The following is a 25,675-nucleotide window of genomic DNA, read 5'->3' on the forward strand; positions in this document are numbered from 1 at the left end:
GGCAGTCGTCGAATCGGCACGGCACCGCCTCGCGCGCTTCCCCACCCTCCGTGCACCGATGCGTCGGGTCTGCCCGGATTCCGCGTCTTCTTGTCGTGCCCTTGTCCCCCTTCGAGGAGGCTTTCATGCCGCTGTTGCATGCCCCGGGCCGGTTCATCGCCGAAACACTGACCTGGCTGCCGACGCCGCCGTACCGATCGCTGGTGTTGCTGCGACTCCACGAGATCGATTGCCAGCCGGACCCGTATGTCGCTGTCGAGGCGATCCGCCGCCACGACCTGTATCTGGTGCTGGACTACCCGGCCACGGTCGCGATCGTGACCAGCGCATTGCAGATCAGCGACCGGTATCGGCCCGACGCGATGGCCGCGATCGTCATCGACGACGACCGAGACGACGACCGTACCGATCCCGTCGCGGTGCATCGTGAGCTGACCGGGCTGCTGCGCGGCAGGCTCGCCGAGAACGGAACCGACCTCATCGCAGCGTGGTCGGTCTTCGGCACCGCCCCGGGCAGCGCCTGGATCAGCTTGTTCGATAACGACCACGGCACACTGCCTTCCCTTCCCCCGACCGCTACCTCCAGCGACATCCCAGCGTCGACCGGCGGGATCCGCCCTCACAGCGCGACCGCCGAACAAGTCGAAGCCGAACTCGCCCGCCACGCGCCGCCACCGAGCTACACACTCGAGCCGGACGGGGATCGCGATCGTTCACAACACCGGGTGCGACTGATGCTGGGCTGGGCGCGTCAGGTTCACAACGGCGCGACAGTGACCATTCCCGGGCTGGTAGCGATGGCAGAAGCGTTGCAGGACAGCGATGTCCGCGATGTCTTGTTCGCGTTCGCCTGCGGCCCGCACGGCGAGGCGGCGAGCCCGTTGTGGACGGTGCTGGCGCGGAGTCTGCCCGCGAGCCATCGCGGGCGTCCCGCGTTGCTGCTCGCGGTCACCACCTACCTGTCGGGCCGACGCGACCGCGCGATGACCGAACTGCGCTACGGGCTCGCCGACACCCCCGACGATCCCACGCTGCTGGCGATGGCACGCGCCTTCGCCGACCGCATTCCCGCCGAGGTCCTGCACGCGGTGGCTCGCAGTGGCCGCGCCACCGCCGCCGATCTCGGCATCGACCTCGATTGACCACCCCCGACACGTCCGTCTCCACTAGGGAGGATCCATGCCCACTGACGCCGGCCCGCTCACTCCCGTCTGCTCGAGTCCGGATCGCCGCCTCGCGTGGGCGGTCCTGGCCCGCGCCGCGTTGACCGCCCCGACCGCTGTGGAGCGATTGTTGGCCACCACCGACGTCGAGGACGCCGCCCACCAACTGGTCGACGGGTACGAGACGTTCTCGGTCTCCGCCGACCTGCGTGAGCGCGCGGTTCGCGATCTCGACCGGGCCGACGCTGTGGCTGCCCGTCTGTTGACTCGGGAGGAGTTCGAGTGGCCCGCCGCGCGGCTGGCCGGACTGGGCACACCGGGAGTCGGTGGCAGGATGCCGGTGGCGTTGTGGCTGCGCGGCCCCGCCCGGCTCAACGCATTCTCCGGCCACAGTGTCGCGGTCATCGGGGCACGCGCGTCCACCCAGTACGGCAATACCGTCGCCCACGACTTCGCCGGGCACTTCGCGCAACGCGGATGGACCGTGCTCAGTGGTGGCGCGTTCGGCATCGACGCCGCCGCCCACCACGCCGCCCTCGCCCAGGACGGCGCCACGGTGGCGGTGATGGCGACCGGCATCGACCGCTACTACCCGGCCGGCAATCAGAAGTTGTTGACCCGCATCGCCGAACACGGTCTGCTCGTCTCGGAATACCCGCCCGGCGAAACGGCGAGCCGGGACCGGTTCCTGGAACGCAATCGTCTCGTCGCCGCACTCGCCGCCGGCGTGGTCGTCATCGAGGCCGGACGCCGCAGCGGCACCCTCGACACCGCCCGGTGGGCCCACCGGCTCACCCGGCCGGTGTTCGCCACTCCCGGTTCCATCTATTCCGCCGCCTCGGACGGCGTCCACGACCTGCTACGGCAGCACAAGGCGACGGCGGTCACCCATCCCGACCATGTCATCGACGCCATCACCCGCCCCGAGCCGACCGACCATCACTGACCTGCGCGGTCCCTGCGCGATTCCTGCCCGCTTTGGTTCGCGCAGCCCGCGCCATATCCCCCTGCTGCGAAGGAGATTTCGTCGTGTCCCCATCCATTCCCACCGTGCAGAGCCTGACCCGCGTCGAGTTCGACCAGCTCGAACGCCGCGGCGCCGCCGGCGCCACCCCCGCCCTCGCCGAAGCGACGGTGCTCGACCGGTGGCGCACCGAATACCGCGGGTGGCGCGGTCGTCACTGGGCGTTTCTCGATGACGTCCACGGTGTGCTGCGCCTGCATCCGGTCAACGTCACCCGCACCCAGACCGTCGCCGCCTGACCACCGGCCCCACCCACAAACCCGCCAAACATGGCTGGCGCGGCCGCATTGCCCTTGCTGGTGATCCGGCCGCGCCGCTGTCCGCCACGAGGAGGCACCAATGACCGCCACCACACTGAGCGTCGTCACCGACAACACCGATCCCCCGACCGATTCCATCGTCGTCTGCTCCGAGACCGATGCGGGCGAGTTCTCGACCGACAACGCGGACGAGTCGGAGACCGCCACGGCGCGGCCGGCGAAGGCCCGCGCACAGTATCTGGATCCGAACGACCTCGTGATTGGTGAGAACGTGCGCGTCAGCTTCGCCCTCGACGACCACCCCGCAGAAGCCGAGTCGATCCGCCGGTTCGGGGTGCGTAACCCGATCCTGGCCGAACGCCACCCCGACGGGAGCATCGAGGTCGTCGACGGGCAGGTCCGCGCTCTCATCGCCCGGGCGGTCGGCGCCACCCAGGTCCCGGTGTGGGTCACCGATGCCCCTACCGGTGTCGCCGACAACGAACGCCGCATCGCGCGGACGTTGGATCAGATCAATCTCAACGACCGCCGCATCCCCCTGTCGGAGGCCGACCGCGCCGCCGGTGTGGCGCTGATGCTCGACCTCGGCGCGTCGGCCACCCGCGTCGCGAACGGGCTGCAGCGCACCCGCTCCGAGATCCGTCAGGCCGCCACGATCGGCCGCTCCGCCACCGCCAAGCAGTTGCTCGACGACGGCCAGTACACCCTCGAGCAGTTGGCGGTCATCGCCGACTACGAAGCCGCCGGCGACACCGACGCCGTCCAGGAATTGACCCGCGCCACCCGCTACCAATTCGGCTACGTCGCCCGCCGCATCGCCGCCGACCGCACCGAAACCCGCGACCGCCTCCACGCCGCCCTCCCCTACGCCGCCACCGGCTTCGGGACCCTCACCCACGAACCCGACCTCAGCAGCGAGCCGACGGCGTTCATCCCAGCCGCCGACCTCACCACCACCGACGGCAGCCCGGTCGGTGAACATCAGATCTACGCCGACCCCGCCCGCTGGGTGGTGTTCCTCGAGGTCGAGGAGAACGCCGAACTCGTCGACGCCAGCAGTGGGGAACTCGTCGACCCCGGCACCGTCAGCTGGGACACCGACCCTGATGCCGCGCCGGGCGAGGGACTGCGCCATGCCGACACCGTGCGGTGGCGGGACCGGTGGACACCGACCTACTACCTGCTCGCCGAGCACTTGTCCGACAGCGGCCTCACCCTGGTGACCTCGCCCGACATCAACGACGAGCAGGCACGTGCGTCGATCGCTGCCGAAGCCGCCGCGCGCGAGACCTCCCGCCAGGAGTACCGGCGGGTGCGGGAGCTGAACAAGCGAGGCGTGGCGGCCAAGCAGCGACGCGAGGAATTCCTCACCGAATACCTCACCCGACGCAAACCCCCCGCCCAGGCCGCCGGGTTCATCGCCACCTACCTGGCGGGTCAGCTCGACGCCTCGACGGTGCAGCTGGTGACCAAGATCCTCGGCATCGGCCACTCGCGGCAGGAGTTGCAGACCGCGATCACCGAGTCCCCGGTGAACCGGGTGTGGGTCATCGTGCTGGCAATGGTGCTCGCGACGTATGAAGCACCGATCGACAAGAGCTTCTGGCGAGCCCGGTCGAGCGCGACGACCGACTACCTGCATCTGCTCGCCGAACTCGCCGCCGACTCCGGATCGGACTTCGCACTCGTCGACGTCGAACACGCTGCCGCCGGCGACATCGACCACCACGACATCGACCTCGCCGCCTGACATCAGTATCTCAGCCCGTGCCGCCCACCGGCTTCCCTTGGGCGGCACGGCTATCCACATCTGTTATCCACAATCTGTGAAAGGAGGGCGAATCATGGCCGGGGACACCGTCGTTACCGTCACGGGGAACGTGACGGACTCGCTCGACCTGAGATTCACCCCCGCAGGCGTCGCGGTGGCCAACTTCACCGTCGCCTCGACCCCGCGGTACTTCGATCAGCAGTCCAACGAATGGAAGGACGCCGACCCTCTGTTCCTGCCCTGCACCCTGTGGCGCGAACATGCCGAAAACGCCGCCGAATCGCTGATTATCTAGATGCGGGCTGACGGAATGCCTTTGCAACAGGGATTTTGCGGCGTGGACATGTCCAGGTCGAGTGGGTTCGACGCACCGATTAACCGGTGGCGATCCTTTAGCAACCAATCATCGATCGCATCAAGAAGGAGTCCGTCATGACTGGAGAGCCGGTCATCACCGTCATCGGAAATCTGACCTCCGACCCGGAGTTGAGGTTCACCCCGGCAGGTGTTGCCGTTGCGAACATCACTGTCGCCTCGACGCCTCGCGTGTTCGACCGCAACAGCAATGAATGGAAGGACAGCGACGCACTGTTCCTGCGCTGCAATATTTGGAGAGAGGCCGCCGAGAACGTCGCCGAGAGCCTGACCAGGGGCTCGCGTGTCATAGTGAGTGGGCGTTTGAAGCAGCGTTCGTATGAGGCGCGCGACGGCGAGAAGCGGGTGGTCTTTGAGCTCGACGTCGAGGAGATGGGCCCTTCGCTGCGCTTTGCAAAGGCGAAAGTCACGCGGGTCGGTCGCAACGGTAGCGGCAACGTCATCGTGAGTGCCCGCAGCAACAGACCCGGCGGCGGCAGCGCTGGTGATCCTTGGGGATCCGCAGAGACAGCCTCAGCGTTCGTGGGTGCCGAGGCAGGGGTGGGCGGCGGCGAGCCCGGGTTCTGACGCCAGCGGGGTGTCGCGCGCGGTCTTCGATCGGATCAAGTCATGGTCGCTGCGCTGTGCGTAGAGCGCGAATCTCACCGTAGGCGATTTCGAGTCGTTCGGTCAGCTGGGTGATCTGCTGGCGCAGTTGCTTGTTGCGCTTGTCGGCCGCTTCGAGCCGGGTTCGCAGCGATTCTTCCGATGCGCGCCCTTGGTATCTGGGTCCTGTATTCCGTGGTCGGAGGGTGTCTATGGCCCCGACGAGGTCGGGTTGGGTGTAGATCCATGATCGTGAAACGCCAGCAGTCCTGGCGATGCCTGCAACTGTTGCGGTCCCATCGTTGCGGCGTGCGGCGGAGGTGATCGCAGCTTTGGTGCGGCGGCGGGCGTCTTCGTGGCGGCGGCGGGTCGCTTCCAGGAGGTATCGGGTGTTGTCAGCCGGCGGCATCGAGGTCTTGGACCTTTCCGCCGGCCAGGATCTGGCCGGTCTCGACGGATTTGAGCGCGCCGATGATGGCGTCGAGTTTGCTCAGGGTGCGGGTGTTCTTCTCCACCACTCGAGCGAGGCCAGCGGACTGGGCGTCGCCGATCATGCGTTGGGTGTCGTGGCGTTGACGACGGTGCTGTTCCAAGAACTCGGTGGTGGTGATGAAGAACCGGCAGTCCAGACAGGGGTTGGCGTATTCGCAGTCGGTTTGGACCGGGGCACCGCAATATCCGTTTGGCAGAGTTACTTTCGCGCGCACCATGCTCAGCTTTGCCCATGCCGCCTCGGCGAGCGGGTGATCGGAGGCTATGGTCGCGGGTCGGCCTTGGGCGTCGATCTTGACGGCTTTGAGCCAGTGCTCGCGCAGTGTGTCGTTGTGCAGTCGGGCATAGACCGCGGTCATGGTCGGTGACATGTGATCGAGCAGCGCCTGGACTACCGGTTGGGGGACGTCGGCGTTGATCAACCTGGTGCCCAGGGTGTGTCGGAACTGGTGGAAGGTCACCCGGACCGGTCGCTGGTGTTCATCGACGAGTGCCAACTGTTGCAACCAGCGTTCCAGCTGTTGGCGTAGTCGGGTGCTGCTGGCGTGGCGGCTGCCGTCGATGTTGCGGTGGACCGCGGGGAACAACCACGGAGACCCGCCCGGGAACCGGTCGAGTACCGCCCGCTGCTGCGCGAGGATCTTTCCCGCGAGTTCCTCGGAGAGGGGGAAGAAGGCGGGCCGATCCGACATCTTGCGGTTAAGCCAGGCCAGGTAGGGGTTGTTGTCCTCGTCGCGGACAATACACTCGAATGGCAGGGTGCGCACGTCCTTGAGCCGGAGCCCGCAGTTGATGAGGATCTCCACGATCAGACGGCCGTCCGGTGAGGGGAACTGAGCCAGGGACTGCGGGGATTCGATCTGGCGCATGAGGTGCTCGGCGATGAATCGTGGCTTGGCGTGGGGGCGTTCGGGCAGGTCGTCGTAGATGACCGCATTGCGCGGCAGCTCCGTCTGCCATTCGTGGCGGTGGACGTCGGTGAGGAAGGTGCTGATGGAGACGATCATCGCTTTGCGTGTCACCGGATCGGGGACACTTGTCTGCAGTTGGGCCAGCCAGCCCTCGATGCGGACACGTGTGAGTTGCGCCGGTGCTGCCTCGGTCCCGATCGTCGCGGCGAGGTATTCCGATAGCAGTTGGCACGCTCGGATGTTGATCGCGACCGTCGCGGGGTTCAGCTCACGGCTCAGCCGCCATCGGCACCAGCGGCGAACCAGTTCGTTGAGCCAGGGCTGGGTGATGCCGCCGAAGCGAAGGCGCCGGACGGCCTCGGTGTTCAAGCCAAGGTGCTTGAGGTCCCAGAGCTGGCGGGGGTACTGATCGGCCCATGGGTCAGCCTCGATCAGCAACGCTCGCAACTCGAATCGGGTATCGGTGATGAACGCCAGCGACAAGGTGTCGTAGTTGGCCGGCTTCGGGCGGCAGAACGCCTTCCACTGCGCATCATCCCAGTCCAGCAGGCTGTGCACGCCAGCCGACCGGATCCAGGTCACCGCTTTGGTCACGACTCGCGGTGCTGTGTGCTGGTGGCCTTGCTCATGTCGACGCTGCAGCCCGTAGCCGATCTCGAGCCGCAGCGCTCCGTTCAGATCGTGCAGACGGACATGCGGGTGACGGCTTCGCTCGATGTGGACGAACCACTCGTGCAATGGCATGCGCCCGCCGTAGCGCCAGCTCTCGTAGTGAGCACGACAGAGTTCCATGCTCGGGCCGTCGGTCCATCGCTCACAGCCCGGGAACCGGCATTCCGACTCGATCGACGCCCGCGGCGGCGAGTAGAGCGTGTGTGCAACCCATGCTTGCAGATCGGGGCTGCCGTGACGCATCCACGTCTCGGCATGTCGGTGGCACAGACCTTTCGACTTCGCCGCCCGGTTGCACTGCCCGATCAGGCAGTCGGGCACGATTCGCCGCGCCCGGGTGGCCAGATCCTCGCCGCCTACCCACTGCTCGATCTCAGGGGAGCCGTCCTTCTTCCACCGCTGATAGTGCCCCTGACACAACCGGCGAGACGCGAAGCTCAGCGCGATGCCGCACGACGGGATCCGGCAGACCCCCTGGACGAAGACCAGGCTTTCAGGTGGCGGGTAGAACACTTCCCCGCGAAACGGTGGCGTGACCGTTTGCATCAGCCGCTCGAGCAACCCCGCAGCGGTATCGGACCTCAGCGGTGTGGTCACTCCTGGTTCGTTCCTTCCCGCAGCACCCCTGCCCCGACGAGGGCGGTGCGATGGTCTTCGGCACTCAGATGTGAATATGTCATCTCGGTGGTCTGCGAATTCGTATGCCCCAGCAGTTCCGCCACGATCTCCACACGCATCCCCGCTCGCAGCAACCGGGTCGCGTAGGTGTGGCGTGCGATGTGCGGGGTGAAGAACTTCACTCCCGACCGGGCACGCAGTCGCGCCGCCAATTTCTCAACGTTGGCATCGGTCATCGGAGATCCGATCGGCGGCCGGAACAGGTTGACGAACACGTAGTCACTGTCCAGGGCACCGTATTCGACCTCCATGTACTCCGCGTAGAGATCGAACACTGTGTCCGCGGCCGGTACCATCCGCGGCTTGAGTCGTTTGACCCGCGCGTCGTTGGCGTTGTCCTCACGGGCCACGACGTGGACCTCACCGGAGCGCAGTTTCAGATCATGATGGCGCAGCCCCAGCGCCTCACCGAGCCGCAGTCCCGTCTCGAACAGCAACACGATCAAGAAGCGGTCCCGCAGCCGCGAGCACGCATCCTGCACCGCCCTCTGCTGCTCGGCGGTGACCGTCTTGGGCACCGTGCGATGCGCATGGATCCGGATCGGGCTGAACTCCTTTCCGCCGCGACGCCTGGTATGCACGAGCAGTGGTACGTAGCCGCCAGTAGGGCGCGGACCCATCAACTCCCCGAGCAACGCCGGCACCGAATCGTCCCGCCGAGAATGGAATCGATAGAACGAGGCCACCGCAGCACGCTTACGCACCAGAGTTGTTCGCTCCACCGCTGACGGGCCGCCCGGGAGAACGAGGATCCCCGGACGTCGAGCATCCTTCGGCCGCTGTAGCCAGTTGAAGAACTCCGACAGCTGCTCCACACTCAGCTCCCGATAGTCCCACTCGCGCTGGCCGAGCCACTCGAACAGATCCCGCAGATCGTAGGCGTACCCCTCCACGGTGTTCGGAGCCTTACCCACCGCCACCAGGTGCGACAAGAACTCCTCGACCGGCCACACCGGCACCCCGGCCCCATCGACCACCGTGAACGAACGCCGCCCCGTACCCGGCGACCGCAACCGCTGTACCCGAAGCAGCAACCCTCCCCCTCTCCCCCGAACGACACCATATTGATGAGATGACTATGTAGCAGAGACCGCCGTGTCACTCCAAACTTATTGAGCGTCAATCACATTCAGCTGGTGAGTCCAGACCGGCGACGGGCCCCGGGTCCTGATCAGATGACTGTTCCCGCCAAGATCGCCTCGATGCCCGCACGGAACCGCCGGTCGCGGTCGCTGCCGAGAATGGCGATAGCGTCGGAGGCGCCGGCGGGTTCGGCTCCGCCGGGGCTGGGAGGGTTTCGGACGAGGTCGTCCCATTCGCCGGTGGCGACCAGGCCGAGATATGCCTGTTCCTCGATGACGAATCCGACGGTGTAGTTGCGCAGCACGTAGGCGAGGTCTCCAGCGTCGAAGGACGGTAACGCGACAGCGTGCAGGAGCGTGCGCAGTGTGGTGCCGAGAGCGACCGTCGCGGCGAACGGCGAGTACGAACCCGCGACGATGCGGCCGCCGTCGCGGAATTGCAGCATCGCGGCCCGCAGGCGTACGCAGCAGGTGATCACCTGCTCGACCGTGGGTGCGGTGATGTCGATGTCGGACAGGTCGATGGTGTCGTAGACGGCGTCGGCCATCGCGCGGCGCAGGTCGCGTTGGTTCCGAAAGTGCTTGTAGAGAGCGCCAGGTGTCACGTCGGCAGCGACAGCGAGCCGCCGCACGGTCAGCGCATCCAGGCCGTGCTCGGCCACGTACTCATGGGCAATCGCCACGAGTCGATCCCGGTTCAGTCCACCACGTGCCGCCACGACCACCGAGCCTACGGCGGGCATTGACGCCGACCGCGACGGACTCTAACCTCAGTGAGGTGAACAATGTTTACCTCGCTGGTTCGGTGACGAAATCCCGACCCCGACTGGTTGCGGTACTCGCTTTGGCTTGCGGAGCGCAACTGATGGTGGTCCTCGACGGACTCGTGGTGAACGTGGCGCTACCCCAGATACGCCTGGATCTGGACATGACGGCCTCAGCGCTGCAGTGGGTCGTCAACGGATATCTGGTCACCTTCGGCGGCCTGCTGCTACTGGCCGCCCGCGCCGCCGACCTCATCGGCCACCGCCGAATCTTCCTCGGCGGCATCGCAGTGTTCACTCTTGCCAGCCTCGCCGGCGGCCTGGCGCACGACCCGACGACCTTGATCGCAGCGCGTGTGCTGCAGGGTGTCGGCGCAGCGGCGCTGGCACCGGGCAGCCTGAGCCTGCTCACTGCCACGCACACCGGAGAACACCGCGCTCGCGCACTGGCGATCTGGAGCGCAACCTCCAGCGCAGCCGGTGCACTCGGCCTGGTGCTGGGCGGTGTCGTCACCGATCTCCTGGGATGGCGCTGGGTGCTGCTCATCAACGTCCCGATCGGTGTGCTGCTCTGGTTACTGACGGCGATGACCCTCACGACCGAGCAGGTACGCGGCAAGCAAGCCCTCGATGTGCCCGGCGCGGTGACCATCACCCTCGGCGTCGGCGTCCTGACCTACGCAATATCCCAAACCGGTTCCCTGGGATGGACCTCCAGTCACGTCATCGGCCCCCTGATCGCCGCCATCGCCCTGCTCGGATTGTTCGCTCTCACCGAACAGCGCAGCCCACAACCACTGGTGCCACTACCGATCCTGCGTCGACGCAACATCGTGGTCGCCAACACGATCATCGCCGGACTCGGCGCGATCATGACCGCCACGATGTACTTTCTGTCGCTCTACCTCCAGCAGATTCTCGGGAACAGCCCGTTGCGCACCGGTCTTGCCCTCGTCCCGATGAGCATCGTGCTCACCGGCGGTGCCCTCGCCTCGAAATCGCTGCTTCCCAGAATCGGGATACGCCGACTCATCGCAGCAGGCGGCATCCTCATGACCTGCGGACTCGCTTGGCTGGCCACCATCACCCCACACAGCGGCTACCTGCATATCCTCGGACCCACACTCGTCTGGGCGGCCGGCGCCAGCATCGTGCTCATGCCCTGTGTCGCCCTGGCCACCACAGGTATCGACGCCGAACATGCAGGCCTGGCCTCCGGACTGATCAATACCGCTCGAACGATCAGCGGCGCGATCGGGCTCGCCGTTCTGGCCACCATTGCCAGCACCGTGACCACCCACTCGACGGCCACCGACGCACTACAGCGAACAGCACACGGATACAGCGCCGCCATCGTCGCCGCAGCGATCATCGCCGGACTCGTGACCGTCCTCGCCGTTCTGGCCCCAGCGACAAGCACCCCGATTCCCGGTTCTAAGCGAGACGCATAAAGAGACACCGAGCGAGTTTCAGTCGTCGCAGCCGCCGCGCGTAGGCGGCTGCTGCGACATCACCCGGCACTCCTCTGACTCGCGACCCCGTGCGACGAGGACTTTCGGCCCGAACCGCCATTCACGTCGTCTGAGGCGGCAGGCGGGAACTTCGCTGTCATCTCTACCCGAGGCAGCAACCCTCCCCTCCACCACAACGACACCATGAGACGAGATGTCTAGGTAGCAGAGACTCCCGCGCCATTCCACGCTGCTTGGACGTCAAGGACATCCGAGCAGCAACTCCAGATAACGCTGACCCGAGGCGCGAGGGTGATCGTCACCGGACGGCTCAAACAGCGAACCTATGACACCCGCGAAGGCCAGACGCGGACGGTTGTCGAACTCGCCGTCGACGAACTCGGCGCGTCCCTGCGGTATGCCACCGCGACCATCTCGAGAGCCAACCGCGCGGCGGCGTAACGAGCAGCTCGAACACCAACGCCGGCCAGACACACGGGAGGAACGGCATCCCGGTGAATCGGCGTTGGCCGGGACCAGATTCGGGAAAGCGGATCAACCGCCGTTCTGACGTTGCGGCCGAACCCGGGTCCTCCCCATCGAGGTACCGGCGAGAGGACACAGCCGGTATGCCGGGCCGTTCGGCGCGGCTCAGCGGATCAGGTTGGTGTCGGTGGTGAGGGCTGTTCGTCCGGCCATCTGCCCCGCCTGCCCGAGTGCTACCAGGGCGTGCTCCCGCCACACTGCGGGCCCGCGCCCGGCCGTCACCGACTTCGCACCGGCGCGCCGCCCCTGACGCTCGCGGCGGTCGGCCGGTCTGGCGCAGCGAATTCGCCGCCGCCCGCATCGGCGCGTTCCCTCCGTCGTGTCGGGTGCCCGCCCCGGTCGAGTCGCACTCAGGCGGGTCAGACGACCCGCCGCCCAGCCCCGTGCCGGAGTTGCCTGCCTCGTGCGCGCGTCCGGTGCGGGGCCGAGCTGTTGTCCATCGACAGAACAGGAATCCTGCTGATGACCGCTACATTGAACACACCCGACACCACCGTCCCTGCCAAGGCCGCTGATGTGGTCTCGCCGTTCGCCGCCGCGCTCGGCGAAATCGAATACCTGCTCGAGGTCGACCCCGATACCGCGCGTGAGCGTTTCACCGCGGTGCTGGCTCTGGCCTCCCCTGATGAGCGGGAGTTCCTCGACCGCGCCGCCGACATCATGGCCCGCTCCCCGTGGAAGGTCGCCGCCCGCCGCCTCGGGTGGATGGCCAAGAGCCGCCCCGAACTGCGCGCGATGATCATCGACCATACCGCCGACGGCGACCCCGGCCTCTACCGCCCCGAACTGCCCACCCCATCCGACACCTCCCTCGAAGCCGCCGAATGGGTCCGCCGCTCCATCCGCGACCGCCGCCACCGCGACCGACTCACCGCCACCCCCACCCCCGCGACCGACAAAGCCCGCTACCGCGCCGAAGCGATCGACGCCCGCCGCGCCCGCATCCCCGCACCCACGACCGGGAGGGTGAGCCTGCGCCACCGCGACCGCGATCTGCGGGTGGCCGAACGCCGCGAACGCGAGTACGCCGGCTATGCCGCCGACCGGCTGTTCGCGATCGACACCCCGGTCGACGAGGACCGCACCGCGCCGGTGCCCGACCCGAGGAAGGCAGCCGATCAGGTGTGGGCGCACGTGCAGGCTGAGCTGTGGGACCGCAGCTACTTCCTGCACGTCGCCGACTGCTACACCGAAACCGACCGCCACCTGCTCGCCCCGACGATCCCCGAACGCCACACCGGACACAACGACCGCCACACCGGTCTCGACGACCAAGCGCGAGAGTTCCTGCACGAGCACGACACCAGGGGCGGGGCCGGGGCCGAGCCGTCCTCGCACCCGCGACGCCCACGTGTCCGCCGCAATCGGCCGCAGCTGCCGCCGCGGATCACTCCCGCCGATCAGAGCCGCTTCGCCGAACGCCGGACCGGGATCTCGGTTCCTTCCGACTACGACATCCTGCTGCCCTACAGCGAGCTCGACACACCCGAATCGACCTGGCAGGGCTCCGGGCTGGACTACGACCTCGCCGCCATGACTTCCTACCTCGGATGGCCGTGCGTCGGCTGCTGGATCGACCGCCCCGCACGCGACCGCCGCCCCCTCCACGACCGCAACGGCGCCCCGGTCAGCGACGACGGACTCTGCGACGTCTGCCGCGCCGACGGCCGCCCCGGTATCCCGGCCCTTCCGGAAGGTTTCGGGCTGCGCTCCTACGTCGCGTCCCGCTGCGCCCACATCACCGCCACCCACCCACGACAGGCCCGCGCCTTGCTCGACCGCGTCCGTGACGCCGCCGCGAACACCGGACCGACCTGGCGGCTGATCACCCGGTGGATGGCCGCCAACCTCGACCAGCCCGCCGCCTCCACACGCCGCCCGGCCCCCGCGCCGCGACGCCCGCGTCGCAGCTCCGCGCTCGGGGCCGGGCAGCGCATCGGACGCTGCGACGCCTGCGCCCGCAACGGCATCGTCCACGCCGACAACTACTGCACCGGCTGCCGCATCGACCTCGGGCTCGTCCCCACCAGCGGCCGCACGACAGCAGCCTGACCTCCGCTCAGCATTCTCTGCCCCCTTGTTCGCTGGTCCGCCGCGGTGCCTACTCCCCGCGGCGGACCGGTCCACCAATCCCTCTCGCCGACAGGAACACACCTCCATGCCCCACCGACCGAGCCCGGCACGCCGCTTCGGCCCAGCGCTGCACCGCCAGCGACGCGCACGACCGACCACGATCCAGATTCGGGTCTACCTCAACGCCGACCCGACCGCACTCCGCAACGGCCACCAGTCGGGAGCCCCGCTGATGCTCGCCTACACCTACCGAATCCGCACCGACACCGACGACGCCTTGGCTTGAACGCGTCTTCTCGACATTCAACGACCACCCCAGCCACCACGACGACCACGAACACGCCCGCGCCTGGTATGCCCTCAGGCACCGGTCGCTTTCGGTCGGAGACGTCGTGGGCCTCGATGACCGCCACTACGCCTGCCAGTCCGCGGGCTGGACACCAGTCCCCGCGCCACCGACCTGACGCGATCGCCTCGTGGGCAGCTCGGTTCGGCTCGGTCGCTATGACCGGGTCCGGGCCGAGCGTGCACGGCCCGGCCGGCCGGCGCGAGCGCCGAGCCCACCGGCGAGAACACACGCGGATCCCTACGGCAACCCTCAACTCGTTCGAACCGGCTCCCGTACCTCTGCCACCGCTCGTTCATCAATCGCTGCTCCCGCCCTCTTCTGCTGTTCCAGCCTTGCGCGCCTCGCTCCAACGCCCTCCGCATCGCCTCATCCCTCGCGCTCTGCCCACCTTTTCTCAAGCACACCTCTTGCATCCAGGCGTGAAACACCGACTCTTCAGATACCGATCCGGTAACGTGCAGGCATTTTTCCCGAAGTGCCGATAACTGCATAACTCGAAACCCTCGACTTTCTCCGGTTCGGAGCGCTCGATGGAGTTATGACCGCGACGATTCACAAAGCCGTCGCAGGCAATGGCTACCAGTATTACCTGCGAAATGTTGCCGCGCATGACACCGACTCCCGCGGCCGGTCCGATCTGTCGGATTACTATTCCGCCCACGGGGAGTCTCCCGGCATCTGGCGGGGCACCGGCATGGCATCGCTGGACATCGAGATCGGCGCGGAAGTGACCGAGTCGCAGATGAAGTCGCTGTTCGGACTTGGTCGCCATCCAGACGCCGACCTGATCGAAGACCGCGTCTACAACAACGAGATTGCGGCCGGTTCGACACCGAAGCAGGCCGACGAAGCGGCCGATAAGGCGTCACGCTTGGGTAGCCCATTTCGCGTTTACGCGATCAATTCCGATTTCCGAAACCGATGCTTGGAGGAATACAGGGAACACAACATCGCACACGGCAGACCGGTTGACGACATCATCGCTGATGCCGATCGCGAGCGGATCCGTACCCGGGTCGCGTTCGACACGTTCATCGACGAGTACTCCCGGCCGCCGAATGATGCGCGGGAGTTGTCGGGGTGGATTGCGAAGAACTCACGCCCATCCACGACGGCGGTGGCGGGTTTCGACATCACCTTCAGTCCGGTCAAGTCGGTTTCCGCGTTGTGGGCGTTGGCGCCGTTGTCGGTGTCGGCGGAGATCGAGGCCGCCCACCAGGATGCGGTAGCGGATGCGTTGGCGTGGTTGGAGCAGCACGGGATCTACACGAGGTTGGGCCGAAATGGTGTCCGGCAGGTCGATGTCGAGGGCATTATCGCGGCCTGTTTCACCCATCGCGACAGTCGTGCCGGTGACCCTGATCTGCACACCCACGTCCTTATCGCCAACCGGGCACGCACGCTCGATGGCCGCTGGCGCACCCTCGACGGCGCCGCTGTCTATCGGGTGGTGGTCACGGTGTCGGAGATCTACAACACCCGCCTCGAACACCACCTCGAAGACAGCATCGGTGTCGAGTTCGCCGAACGCGCCGGAACCGACCCGGCCAAACGCCCGATTCGTGAAATCGTCGGCATCCCCATGCGGTTGATTGAGGCGTGGTCGCGGCGAGAAACCGCGATCCGCTCGCGTGTCGGTGAACTGGCCGCGGACTTCCAACACCTCCACGGGCGCGAACCCATCCCGATCGAGCTACGGCGTCTGGCTCAACAAGCCACCCTGGAAACCCGCCCCATCAAACACCGATCACGCTCCCATGCCGAACAGCGACGCGGCTGGCGTGGTGAAGCCATCACACTGCTCGGTTCCCGGCAGGCCGTCGCGGCCACGGTGTCAGCGGCGTTGAATCCGGCGCGTTCACCGCGGACCCAGATCACTCGCGAGTGGATCGCACGGACCGCCGACCGGGTCCTCGAGGTCGTGGCCGAACACCGCTCGACCTGGCGGCCGGCGAACGTACGCGCCGAGATCGAACGCCACATCCGGGGCCGAGTACATGGCCGAGACTGGGGTTCTGCTGCCGGGGCGGTACTCGCCGCTGCCCTCGACCCCGCCCGCTCGATCGCACTCGACGACCCCGATATCACCGCCGAACCCGAACTCGCCACCGTCCCCGAGGCGCTGCAACGGCGCGATCATTCCAGCGTCTACACCCCGGCCGGCGCCCGCATCTACACCTCGACCCGGATCCTTGCCGCCGAGGACGCGTTGATCGAGTTGTCGGTGCAGCCTGGCGCGCGTCGACTCGCGCCGGAGGTGGTGGCCACGGCCATCCGCGACCACAATGCCGCTCACCCCGATCGAGCGTTGAACGCCGGGCAGCGCAGCGTGATCGAGGGATTCGCCGCCTCGGGCTTGCGCGTGCATACCGCCAACGCACCCGCCGGAACCGGGAAAACCACCGGTATGTCGGTGCTCACCGCGGCCTGGCGAAACAGTCGCGGCGCCGTGCTCGGGCTCGCGCCCACCGCAGCAGCAGCCGCGGTCCTCGGTGAATCGATCCAGGCGCGCTGCGAAACGGTCGACAAGCTCCTCACCGTCATCGACCTGCACCGACCCAACCCGACCAACCCAGTATCCGAGCAAGATCACCCGCCGCCGCTGCCGCAGTGGGTCCTCGACATCGACTTCACCACCCTCGTGATCGTCGACGAACACGTCAAAATCGGCACCGTCAAGCGCCTGAAACTCCTGCGATTCCTCGCCGATCGCGGTGCGACGATCCGCTGCCTCGGCGATGACCATCAACTGCCTGCTATCGACGCCGGTGGCGTCGATGCCGATATGACCGCCGCCGCACCGGAGCACGCTCTCACCCTCACTCATGTCGTGCGGTTCGCCTCCACCGCCGAAGCGTCGGCCAGTTTGATGCTGCGCGAGGGCGACCCGGCCGCTTTGGGCTGGTACCTCGACAACGATCGTGTGCACGGCGGCCATGTCGGCGCGACCCATGACGACGCCTACACCGCGTGGGCAGCAGATCACGCCGCAGGGCTTGAGGCGATCATGCTGGCTGCCAACCACGACACCGTCACAGCCCTCAACACCCGAGCGCGGGCCGACCGCCTCACCCGCGACAGCGGCATCGACGGACTGGAAGTGGCACTCGCCGACGGCACATCAGCATCGGTGGGCGACACCATCCGCACCCGCCGCAACAATGCGAAACTGCGACTCGGCGACCGTGACTGGGTGCGCAACGGCTACGCCTGGACCGTCACCACAGTGCACACCGACGGCAGTCTCAGCGCCCGCCACCACAGTCGATCCGCGGAAAGTGTCCGGCTTCCGGCCGACTACGTCGCACGGTACGTGCGTCTGGGATACGCGGCAACGATCGACTCCGCGCAAGGAATCACCGCCGACACCTGCCATGTCGCGCTCACCGGCGGCGAAACCCGGCAGCAGTTGTATGTCGCGATGACCCGCGGTGTGCACGCCAACCACGCCTACATCCCCTCGGCATTGAGCGGAGACGAAGGCTCCTTCTACACCGAACCCGCGATCGACCCACGCACCGCCGTCGAGAACCTCATCCAGATCCTCGCGCGTGACGGCGCGCAGAAGTCCGCGACCACCCAACTGCGCGACGCACTCGACCCGCATCGAAGAATCGGCCGCGCACTCGACATCTACCACGACAGCATCGCCCTGGCCGCCGAACACGCCCTCGGCCCGACCACGCTCGCGCGTCTGCACACCGCCGCCGAAACCCTGCACCCCGGCCTCACAGACAGCCCCGCCTACCCGACACTACGCGGGCACCTCGCGACAATCGCCGCCACCGGCACCGACCCCATAGCAGTACTTCGTGCCGCCATCGCCGAACGCGAACTCGACACCGCCGCCGATCCCGCCGCCGTCTTGGACTGGCGCATCGACCCCACCGGCACGCACTCCACCGGAACCGGCCCCCTGCCGTGGACACCGGCCATCCCACCCGGGCTCGACACGACAACTACCCAGGCCGATGCCCGCGCCCGCATCCTCACCGAACTCGCCGCACACATCCGCCGCGACACCATCGCCTGGAGCCCCCTGACCGCACCCGCATGGGCGCGGCCCTTACTCGGCGCCGACCCTGTCCTACTCGCCGATCTCGCCGTCTGGCGCGCGAGCCTGCACATCCCCGACGCCGATCTGCGACCGACCGGCCCCCGCCGGTACCCCGTCCGCGAACACAACCACCAAGACCTTCTCGACACCCGCATCCAAGCAGCACTCGGCGATCCCGCGCGCCCCATTCACCAGTGGGCCGAAACCGTGCGCGCCATCGAACCCCGGATCCTCACCGACCCGCACTGGCCAGCGATCGCCGAACGCATCGACCTCGCCGCCCGCGCAGGCATCGACATCGCCACCCGCCTGCGCACCGCCACCGAAGCACGGCCGTTACCGGACGAGATGCCCGCCGCCGCGTTGTGGTCGCGCCTGGAACTGGCCCCCTCCGCACTCGACGGCCGCGACCGCAACCTGCGCCCGGACTGGATCACCGACCTCCACGACATCCTCGGCCCCGACACCGCAGACCGCGCCATCGACGACCCCGCCTGGCCCAGGGTCGTCGCCGCCGTCGACCGCGCCGCCGGCACCGGATGGACACCCCGACAACTCCTGACCACCGCACACGAACTCCTCACCGCCGCAACCCCCGACGACCCCACCGGACTACGCCCCGACCAAATCGCCGCCGCCCTCGCCTGGCGCGCCGACGCACTCCTACACCACACACCCACCCCACCCACCCAGAGCACCCCCATGAACAAACAACCCACCACACCCTTGCCCGACCCCAACAGCCGCGAACACCCACCCGACACCGAAACGCCTCACCACAGGAACGACGCCCCTGCACCAGCGACGCCGACGCAGTCACCACACAACGCACGGCCACCCCAAGCGGGCGCGGAGATCGATATCGTCGCCGAGTTGCTTCGTCAAGGGCGCGTTCGTGCGGCAGTGCGGCGGTTCCGCGAGTTCGAGAACCGCCTCACCGAGGAACAACGCTGGGTCCTCGGCGCCGTCGCCGACACCCTCTACCGCTACCCCTATCCCGTCGCCACCGCACACCTACGCCACGCCGGACAACGCTTCCCCCAACATCAAGCGCTCATCGACGCCTGCACCCCCACCAGCGACCCCGGCATCTACCAGAGCCGCCCCGACCACGCCCCCACACCACCGACGTTCGAGCGCCGACACCGCGAGCGAGCACCACGCGACCACGCACCTCAGCACGATCCGGAACTGATCCACGATCCACTACCGGACCCGCAGGTCCGCGCCCGCCGCCACGAGCAGGACTATCACGACACCCGCGCCGGCATCGACGACCAACCCTGGGCACGACCCGACGCCCACGAAGTCCGCCGCCTGACCGACGACCCCGACCTACCCCACTCCCACCTGCCTCCACTACCGCGGCCTCCCGAAGCGCCGCCCCGAGAATCGGATCCGCTTTCCGCTCGCGGATACCGTCGCGACGAAGCCAAAGACCCAACCCCAGCCGCCTACGCACTCGACTACGACAAAGCCGCAACCCACCGCGCACGCGGCCTGGAATGCGTCGCATGCAACATCGAACGCCGCCCCACCGACGCCACACCCATCCCGCCCCGCCGATCAGACGACGGCCTCTGCCACGACTGCCGCGACACCCACCAACCCGGCGTCCCCGACCACGACCCCGCCCACCATCCGACCGCCCGCGCGAACCACCTCGCCGCCACCAAACCCCTCACCACCGTCCACGCCATCCTGCGCCGCGACTGGAAAGCCACACCCAACCCAGCCCACCGCGCCCAGATCGAAGCCTGGGTCCGAGAGCACCCCCTCGCCAAAACCCCACCCGCCTACACCCCGCCGGTCGACAATCCGCTGTTCACGCTCACCGACACCGAACTCGCCGACCGGATCACCGAACTCCACCAACAACTCGCCCTCAACGACACCTACACCGCCGCCTATGCCCCGGCACCACCCGAACCCGACGACCAACCCGGGATCGACCAACTCGTCGCCCGCCACCGCACCGCCCAAGACGCGATCCGAACAGCACTCCACGCCGACGAACTCCTCCACCACGCGACCCGCGCGCTCCACGCCACCCGCAGCGAACTCGCCACCCACCGTCGGCGACTCGACCAAACGCCCACCCGGCAACGCCGCACCCGCCACATCCTCAGCACCCGCATAAACGAACTCGTCAGTCGACAAGCCGCCAACGAACGCGACCTCACACGCACCCGCACCGACGCCCGCGAAGCCCGACGCAACGCCATCAATTACGCAGGAAAACCCGAACATTGGGATGAGCTCCTCAGAAGAGACCAGCCCGATCCGCCCCTGAACCCTGCCGCAGGCACCCAGGCGATGTCCGAACAGTTCGTCGTCGACACCCGAACCGAGATCGAACAACTCCACGGCGAGCAGCGACGACGACACGAACTCAGTCCTGCGGAACACCAACACGAACACGAACTACGGCACGCCGTCCGAACCGACCTGCCCGACGAACAGCCCGCACCCGACCACACCACACCCACCCACGACCCGGACATGGACCTCTAACAGACTCCTCGGCCACGCGACCGCCCAAGGGCCCGTGGAATCGAGATTCGACACGGTCGCCGTTCTCACCTCGCGGATCTTCCTCCGTCAGCGTCCGCGCGCTTCCCGCCCTCACTCGCGTTCCTGGGCCCGAGCTTCTCGCCCGGCGCGAGTCATGCCGCTGCCCGGCGCCACGGGCTCACAATCCAATTCCCGTTCCAGTGGCGGCATACTCACCTCGAGTACCCGCGCGACATCGGGCGGTAGCCGTGCCAACACCTGTTTCCGCGCAGCCTGGATGCGCGCGAGTTCGTGCCGGCGTGCCTGCTCCGCTGCTTTCTGAGCCTGCTGTCGTGCAATCGCCCGCATCGCCGCTTCCTGCGAATTCGAGACCGTCTCGGGTCGGGCAGTTATGCTGGAGCCCGGAGTCAGGACGCGCACGCTCCCCGCCGGAGTCGAACCGCCCACGCCGGTTCACGACGATGATGGCCAAGGTCCTCACCAGGGGCCCGCGAAGCTTCATACCCCTATGCCCACGAACGTGTTTCGTCATCGGCGGGGTGGCGTGGGCACCTGCGCTGGACAGGACGAGACCATGCCCAAGAGCAGCAGCGCACGCCGACGCCGACGCACCCGTCGCATCGCCGAAGAAGCTGGGCTCAGCTTCGCCGCAGCCCAGCGCCGCGGCGACGAACTCGCCGAGCACGCACGCCTGAAGGCTTGGCTGCGCCCGCACAAGATCGAAATCGACGGAGTGCTGCGATACGTGCGTCGGCGCGATGCCGCGCACCTCGATCCGGCTGGTCTGCACGACCCCACCGAAGCCGACGTCGTAGCCGCTGCGGAGGTATTGTCGCCGCGTGTACGCAGACTGAGTTCAGCTCGACTGCGGCCGGTGACCGTGCCCGGACCCGACGGCCAACCCCACCGGCTCGTGCAGTGCGAGGATCCCGGCAGGTTCCATACGAGTGTCCGTCAGGTGATCGAGCATCTGACGCACGTGCGGGAAGACGCCGAGATCGCCTACATCGAATGGCACACCGTGGCCCGCGCCTTCTACGAAATCACCGTGCCTCTGCGGGGGCTGCTCCGGATCACCGACGGGCCGTTGCGGGATCAGCTCGGGCTTGCCGTGAAAGCGGCCGAGGTCCTATCGACATCGGCGGAGGCCGTCCACAGCCGCGGCTGCCTGCTCGGCGCCGGGGAAAACAGATCCCGCCGCGGCGAGGGATACTCTCCCTGCGGTGGCGGCCCGGTCCGGGTCCGGGTGCGGATCCACGACGACGAGACCATCGTCACCGATCCGGGATGTCCTCGCCACGCCGCCGAAGAGATCGCCTACCACGACTATGACGTCGAGGAAGGATACTCCGACGTCGAGATCCTCGGCGGGACCGATGCCGATCTGGACACCATCTACGACCTCGCCGCCGCCGTCCGCCGCGAACGCCAACAGCGGCAGCGCGAACGAAACCTTTCCCCCGGGGTATTCGTCCTGGTGTCACCGCCGTGGATGCAGCGTAGGACTCCCGGTGATCACCGGTGAAGTACGCATCACTCGACGCTGTGTACACGGCGCCGAGGGCGCGGTCAGAGTGTGTCGGCAATAGCAGCGAGCGTCGGCAGGGTCAGCGCGCCCGCGGCCAATACGGCGTCGTGGAATGCGCGTAGATCGAAGCGACGCCCGAGGCGCTCACTGGCTCGAGCACGTTGACGCTGAATCTCGAGTTGCCCGAGTTTGTATCCGAGGGCTTGGCCGGGGATGTCGATGTACCGGTCGACTTCGACGGTGATCTCCTCAATGCTGTTCGGTGTGTGGGCGGACATGAAGTCGATCGCCTGCTGGCGCGACCACCCCTTGGCGTGTAGTCCTGTGTCGACAACCAGGCGACAGCTACGCAGGGAATCGCCGGCAAGCATGCCCAGCAGGTCGAGATCATCGTCGTAGAGGCCCATTTCGTGGGCGAGCCGTTCCGCGTAGAGGGCCCACCCCTCGACAAACGCGGTGTTTGCCCACGACTGCCGCTGGAAACGTGGGAGGTCGGTGGACTCTGCAGCCAGGGCAAGCTGCAGATGATGGCCGGGCACGGCTTCGTGGAAGACTACCGCCGCGGTCTCGTAGCGCGCCTGACCTTCCGCGTTGTGCAGGTTGACGTAATAGGTGCCGGGACTGCTCCCGTCGGCGGCGGGCGGATAGTAGTAGGCGGCGGGTGAATCCGCGGCCAGGTAGTCCGGAACCGCGACGATCTCACAGGGGTGGGTAGGCAGCCGACCGAACCAATCAGCTGCGGCCGCCGCTGCGGCATCGAAATACCTGCGGGTGCGGGCGAGGATTTCCGCACCGTCGCGATATCGCAGATCAGGGTCCTGGCGCAGGCGGGCGAAGATGAGCTCTGTGTCGGTGGTTCCGAACTGTCGATGCCCGACCCGTGCATATTCCTCGCGGAGCCGGTCGAGTTCGGCCGAACCAATCCGATGGATATCGTCGGCGTCGAGTCCCAGCATGGTGGTGTGGCAGCGGATCAGGCGGTGATAGATCTCGGCGCCGTCGTCGCCGAGCCAGCACAGACCTGCCCGCTCCCCCGGTCTGCTGTACGGGAGGAGTTCGGTGGCCAGCATGTCGCGATAGCGGTGAAACGCCGGCCGAACCACCTCCTGAGCGATCTCGGCCAACTCGTTGCGCCACGCCGGTTCCCCCATCCAGCCCTCGGGGCCTGTCACGGTGACGAACGGGTCGGCCGACAACTCCGATGCCAGATACGAATCAATCTGGTTGATGGAACGCTCGATGGTGACACGGGCCGGGGCGCGGCCGACGCCGAGCCCGTCCCGGAAGCGACGTGCCGCCTCATCGAGCAGGGCGCCGATCTGCCTGTGCCGCTGCGCCAAGGCTTCAGCAGCGATCGCGTGCGGGGCCGTGATCTGAGACAAGCTGGTCAACAGGCGAGCATGCACCCCACCCATTTGTCCGGCGCTCATCTCGACCGGCCGCCACTCCAGTTCGGTGACAGCTCGAGCGATATCAGCAAGCAGAAGGTCGCGAGCGAGATGATCGGCGGGATCGAGGCGGGAGGCATCGATCGCTACAACCTGCTGCTGTATCCGCCGCCAAGCCTGCATCGTGCGCTGTTCCGCCTCGACGGAGACATCCTCGATACGGTCGTCGAATCGGTGATCACCCAGCATCGTCGCCGTGGTGGGCGCGAACTCCAGCACGGTATCCCAGTAGTGCTCGGCCAACCGCCATAGCTCCCGATCCATAGCCATAATCCTCGCGGACACGGAGGCATCACCGGCCCGGGTTTTCGAATTTGAGAACACCAGAGTCGCTCGAGCTGACGATGTCATCGGACACTGCCACCGTGCGGCGTCGCCCCACTGCGGAGCGCTCGCCAGAGTGGTGCACGGCGGTACGGAAGCCTGTCGTGAACTCCGCGATGTTGTCGGTGGCGAGAACGATCGTGGCCGAGGATTGCGCGCGTCGTAGAGCCGCGAGCAATTGCTGATCAGCGGTCAAGTCGGAGAAGCCGGCGAGCAACTGGACCAGAAGCTGGTCGGTGTCGAGCTGCGGGTGGTGGGCAGACAGGGCTGTGAGGATCGCGCGTGAGCCGAGTGCCCCGCACATCCCGTCGCGGCCTTCCTGTTGCCGGGGGTGAACAGCCTGTCGAGCTCTCTGGTGAGGATCGCATACGCCGGGTGATCGGAGTCTTCGGTGATGCTGTGCCAGAAAGGTTTCCGGCACAGCACGCCGTTCCAATCACAGAAGATGACCTGAGGGCGGCTGCGGGGCCGCGCAATCAGGTCCTCGAGCAGGGCGATCGTGGCGTGCGGTGGGCGCATCACATGTAGACGCGGGCGGCGGTGGCCCGGTCGAGCCGATCGCGAGTGAGCAGGTCCTCGATGATCCGGTGGTCGGCGATGTAGCCGATGACGACTTGGCGAACCAGTTCGTCGCCGAGTTCGGAGAGGTGGACGCCATCGCTCCATATGCTGGGGCCGCCGGGAGCTGGTGTGGACGGCGCGGTGGGTGACCATCCGTAGCAGGTGGCTGCGTAGACGATGGTGTCCCACAGGTCGATGTAGTGCGCGCCGGTATCTTCGGCGGCACGGCGGGCACGGTGGTTGTAGGCGATCAGGTCGGTGTTGGCGGCGGGAACGTCGATGCCGAGGGCCCAGCCCATGGGTGGTTCGCCGATAACGACGACGCGGCGGGCACGGCCGGTGAGCAGGTCCAGTGCGGTGTGCAGGTTGGTGTCGTATTCGTCGATGTCGACAGCTTCGCTGTGGCGGCCTTGATGGTTGCGCCAGACGTCGTTGATGCCGACGCCGAGTACGGCGAGATCCCATCGACTGCCGACCTCGATGGCGGTACGCAGGTTGGTGAGGACCCGTCGGGAGGTTGCGCCGCCTTCGCCGTGGTTGTCGGTGCTGATGGTGATCCATGGGTAGGTGGCCTGCCAGCCGGTGGTCACGGCGTGGACGTAGCCGCGGTTGCGCCACTGGGTGACTTCGATCTGCTCGCCGATCGCGGGCAGGTCGGCTTGGGTGGACAGGCGCGGGTTGTGGGCTTCGTAGTGTTCCATCAGGCTGGTGCCGAACCAGCCGATATGCAGCTCACGGCGGGGCTCGTCGGAGACGAGCGGGCCGATATGACGGCTGCTGACGCGGGCCGGGGCGCCGAGTGCGGTGGTGTTGGGTGGGATCGAGGCGGTCACGACGGCGTTGGCGCCGATGCGTGCGTTCTGGCCGATGGCGACTCCGGCGGTGATGGAGACCTTGTTCGAGACGATCGCGCCGACTTCGACGGTGACGGGTGCGGTCTCGAATGCGCTGGCCCACGAGGTGAGCGCGTCGTCGGAGGTGACAGTGTGGTGGGTGCGGGCGCGGTGGTTGTGGTCTTGAATGTCGACCATGTTGCGACGCCGCGGC

General features: G+C 67.2%; 17 protein-coding genes and 2 pseudogenes. 12 read left to right on the top strand and 7 right to left on the bottom strand.

Going from position 1 to position 25,675, the window contains the following annotated elements:
- Window positions 1-125: 125 nt before the first annotated feature.
- The 6 genes and pseudogenes from NS3_RS14730 (at window position 126) to NS3_RS14755 (ending at window position 5,160) form a co-directional block, all read left to right on the top strand.
- A complete protein-coding gene (locus NS3_RS14730; protein ID WP_067859796.1) occupies window positions 126-1,142 on the top strand; it encodes a DUF4192 family protein in 1,017 nt (338 codons plus the stop codon).
- A 37-nt stretch (window positions 1,143-1,179) separates the two neighbouring features.
- Entirely contained in the window at window positions 1,180-2,109 is a 930-nt protein-coding gene (gene dprA, locus NS3_RS14735; RefSeq protein ID WP_067859798.1) for a DNA-processing protein DprA, read from the top strand.
- 83 nt (window positions 2,110-2,192) lie between these two features.
- A complete protein-coding gene (locus NS3_RS14740) occupies window positions 2,193-2,426 on the top strand; it encodes a hypothetical protein (RefSeq protein WP_157101348.1) in 234 nt (77 codons plus the stop codon).
- Between the two features lie 100 nt (window positions 2,427-2,526).
- On the top strand, window positions 2,527-4,197 hold the full coding sequence (locus tag NS3_RS14745; protein ID WP_067859803.1) for a ParB/RepB/Spo0J family partition protein: 1,671 nt from the start codon (window positions 2,527-2,529) through the stop codon (window positions 4,195-4,197).
- Window positions 4,198-4,291: 94 nt separating this feature from the next.
- A pseudogene (locus tag NS3_RS14750) lies at window positions 4,292-4,504 on the top strand (single-stranded DNA-binding protein); the annotation flags it as partial.
- Window positions 4,505-4,650: 146 nt separating this feature from the next.
- A complete protein-coding gene (locus NS3_RS14755; RefSeq protein ID WP_067859805.1) occupies window positions 4,651-5,160 on the top strand; it encodes a single-stranded DNA-binding protein in 510 nt (169 codons plus the stop codon).
- A gap of 40 nt (window positions 5,161-5,200) precedes the next feature.
- Here the strand turns inward: NS3_RS14755 and NS3_RS28490 are convergent, their stop codons facing one another.
- The 4 genes from NS3_RS28490 to NS3_RS14770 form a co-directional block, all read right to left on the bottom strand.
- On the bottom strand, window positions 5,201-5,587 hold the full coding sequence (locus NS3_RS28490; protein ID WP_084495540.1) for a DUF6262 family protein: 387 nt from the start codon (window positions 5,585-5,587) through the stop codon (window positions 5,201-5,203).
- Window positions 5,574-7,850 carry a tyrosine-type recombinase/integrase gene (locus tag NS3_RS14760; RefSeq protein ID WP_218018239.1) on the bottom strand — a complete coding sequence of 759 codons (2,277 nt, stop codon included), beginning with the start codon at window positions 7,848-7,850 and terminating at the stop codon, window positions 5,574-5,576. Before NS3_RS14760 ends, NS3_RS28490 begins: the two co-directional genes overlap by 14 nt.
- Window positions 7,847-8,965, bottom strand: coding sequence for a tyrosine-type recombinase/integrase (locus tag NS3_RS14765; protein ID WP_218018240.1), 1,119 nt, complete (start codon window positions 8,963-8,965; stop codon window positions 7,847-7,849). The genes NS3_RS14760 and NS3_RS14765 overlap by 4 nt, the downstream gene beginning before the upstream one ends.
- 137 nt (window positions 8,966-9,102) lie before the next feature.
- The gene (locus tag NS3_RS14770) at window positions 9,103-9,696 is read right to left on the bottom strand and encodes a TetR family transcriptional regulator (protein WP_169811645.1); all 594 of its coding nucleotides are present in this window, start codon (window positions 9,694-9,696) and stop codon (window positions 9,103-9,105) included.
- 122 nt (window positions 9,697-9,818) lie between these two features.
- On the opposite strand from NS3_RS14770, the gene NS3_RS14775 reads away from it, so the two are divergent.
- The 6 genes and pseudogenes from NS3_RS14775 (at window position 9,819) to NS3_RS14795 (ending at window position 22,292) form a co-directional block, all read left to right on the top strand.
- Window positions 9,819-11,228 (top strand): DHA2 family efflux MFS transporter permease subunit, encoded by a 1,410-nt coding sequence (locus tag NS3_RS14775; protein WP_281205645.1) that lies wholly within the window; start codon window positions 9,819-9,821, stop codon window positions 11,226-11,228.
- Between the two features lie 246 nt (window positions 11,229-11,474).
- Window positions 11,475-11,678 (top strand): annotated as a pseudogene (locus NS3_RS28495) (single-stranded DNA-binding protein); the annotation flags it as partial.
- Window positions 11,679-12,236: 558 nt separating this feature from the next.
- Window positions 12,237-13,826, top strand: a complete 1,590-nt coding sequence (locus tag NS3_RS14780; protein WP_067859814.1) for a hypothetical protein — start codon at window positions 12,237-12,239, stop codon at window positions 13,824-13,826.
- Window positions 13,827-13,932: 106 nt separating this feature from the next.
- A complete protein-coding gene (locus NS3_RS14785) occupies window positions 13,933-14,133 on the top strand; it encodes a hypothetical protein (RefSeq protein ID WP_067859817.1) in 201 nt (66 codons plus the stop codon).
- A gap of 601 nt (window positions 14,134-14,734) precedes the next feature.
- Window positions 14,735-20,767: a MobF family relaxase gene (gene mobF / locus NS3_RS14790; protein WP_067859820.1), complete on the top strand. Its 6,033-nt coding sequence runs from the start codon at window positions 14,735-14,737 to the stop codon at window positions 20,765-20,767.
- 574 nt (window positions 20,768-21,341) lie between these two features.
- Window positions 21,342-22,292 carry a hypothetical protein gene (locus NS3_RS14795; RefSeq protein ID WP_157101349.1) on the top strand — a complete coding sequence of 317 codons (951 nt, stop codon included), beginning with the start codon at window positions 21,342-21,344 and terminating at the stop codon, window positions 22,290-22,292.
- Window positions 22,293-22,336: 44 nt separating this feature from the next.
- On the opposite strand, the gene NS3_RS14800 is transcribed toward NS3_RS14795, so the two are convergent.
- The 3 genes from NS3_RS14800 to NS3_RS14810 form a co-directional block, all read right to left on the bottom strand.
- Entirely contained in the window at window positions 22,337-24,007 is a 1,671-nt protein-coding gene (locus NS3_RS14800) for a DUF885 domain-containing protein (protein WP_245649628.1), read from the bottom strand.
- Between the two features lie 28 nt (window positions 24,008-24,035).
- On the bottom strand, window positions 24,036-24,371 hold the full coding sequence (locus NS3_RS14805) for a hypothetical protein (protein ID WP_067859827.1): 336 nt from the start codon (window positions 24,369-24,371) through the stop codon (window positions 24,036-24,038).
- A 214-nt stretch (window positions 24,372-24,585) separates the two neighbouring features.
- Complete coding sequence (locus NS3_RS14810) at window positions 24,586-25,659, bottom strand: DUF459 domain-containing protein (RefSeq protein WP_067859829.1); 1,074 nt, start codon at window positions 25,657-25,659, stop codon at window positions 24,586-24,588.
- Window positions 25,660-25,675: the final 16 nt, after the last annotated feature.

Source organism: Nocardia shimofusensis NBRC 100134 (assembly GCF_001613125.1).
Lineage (GTDB): Bacteria > Actinomycetota > Actinomycetes > Mycobacteriales > Mycobacteriaceae > Nocardia > Nocardia shimofusensis.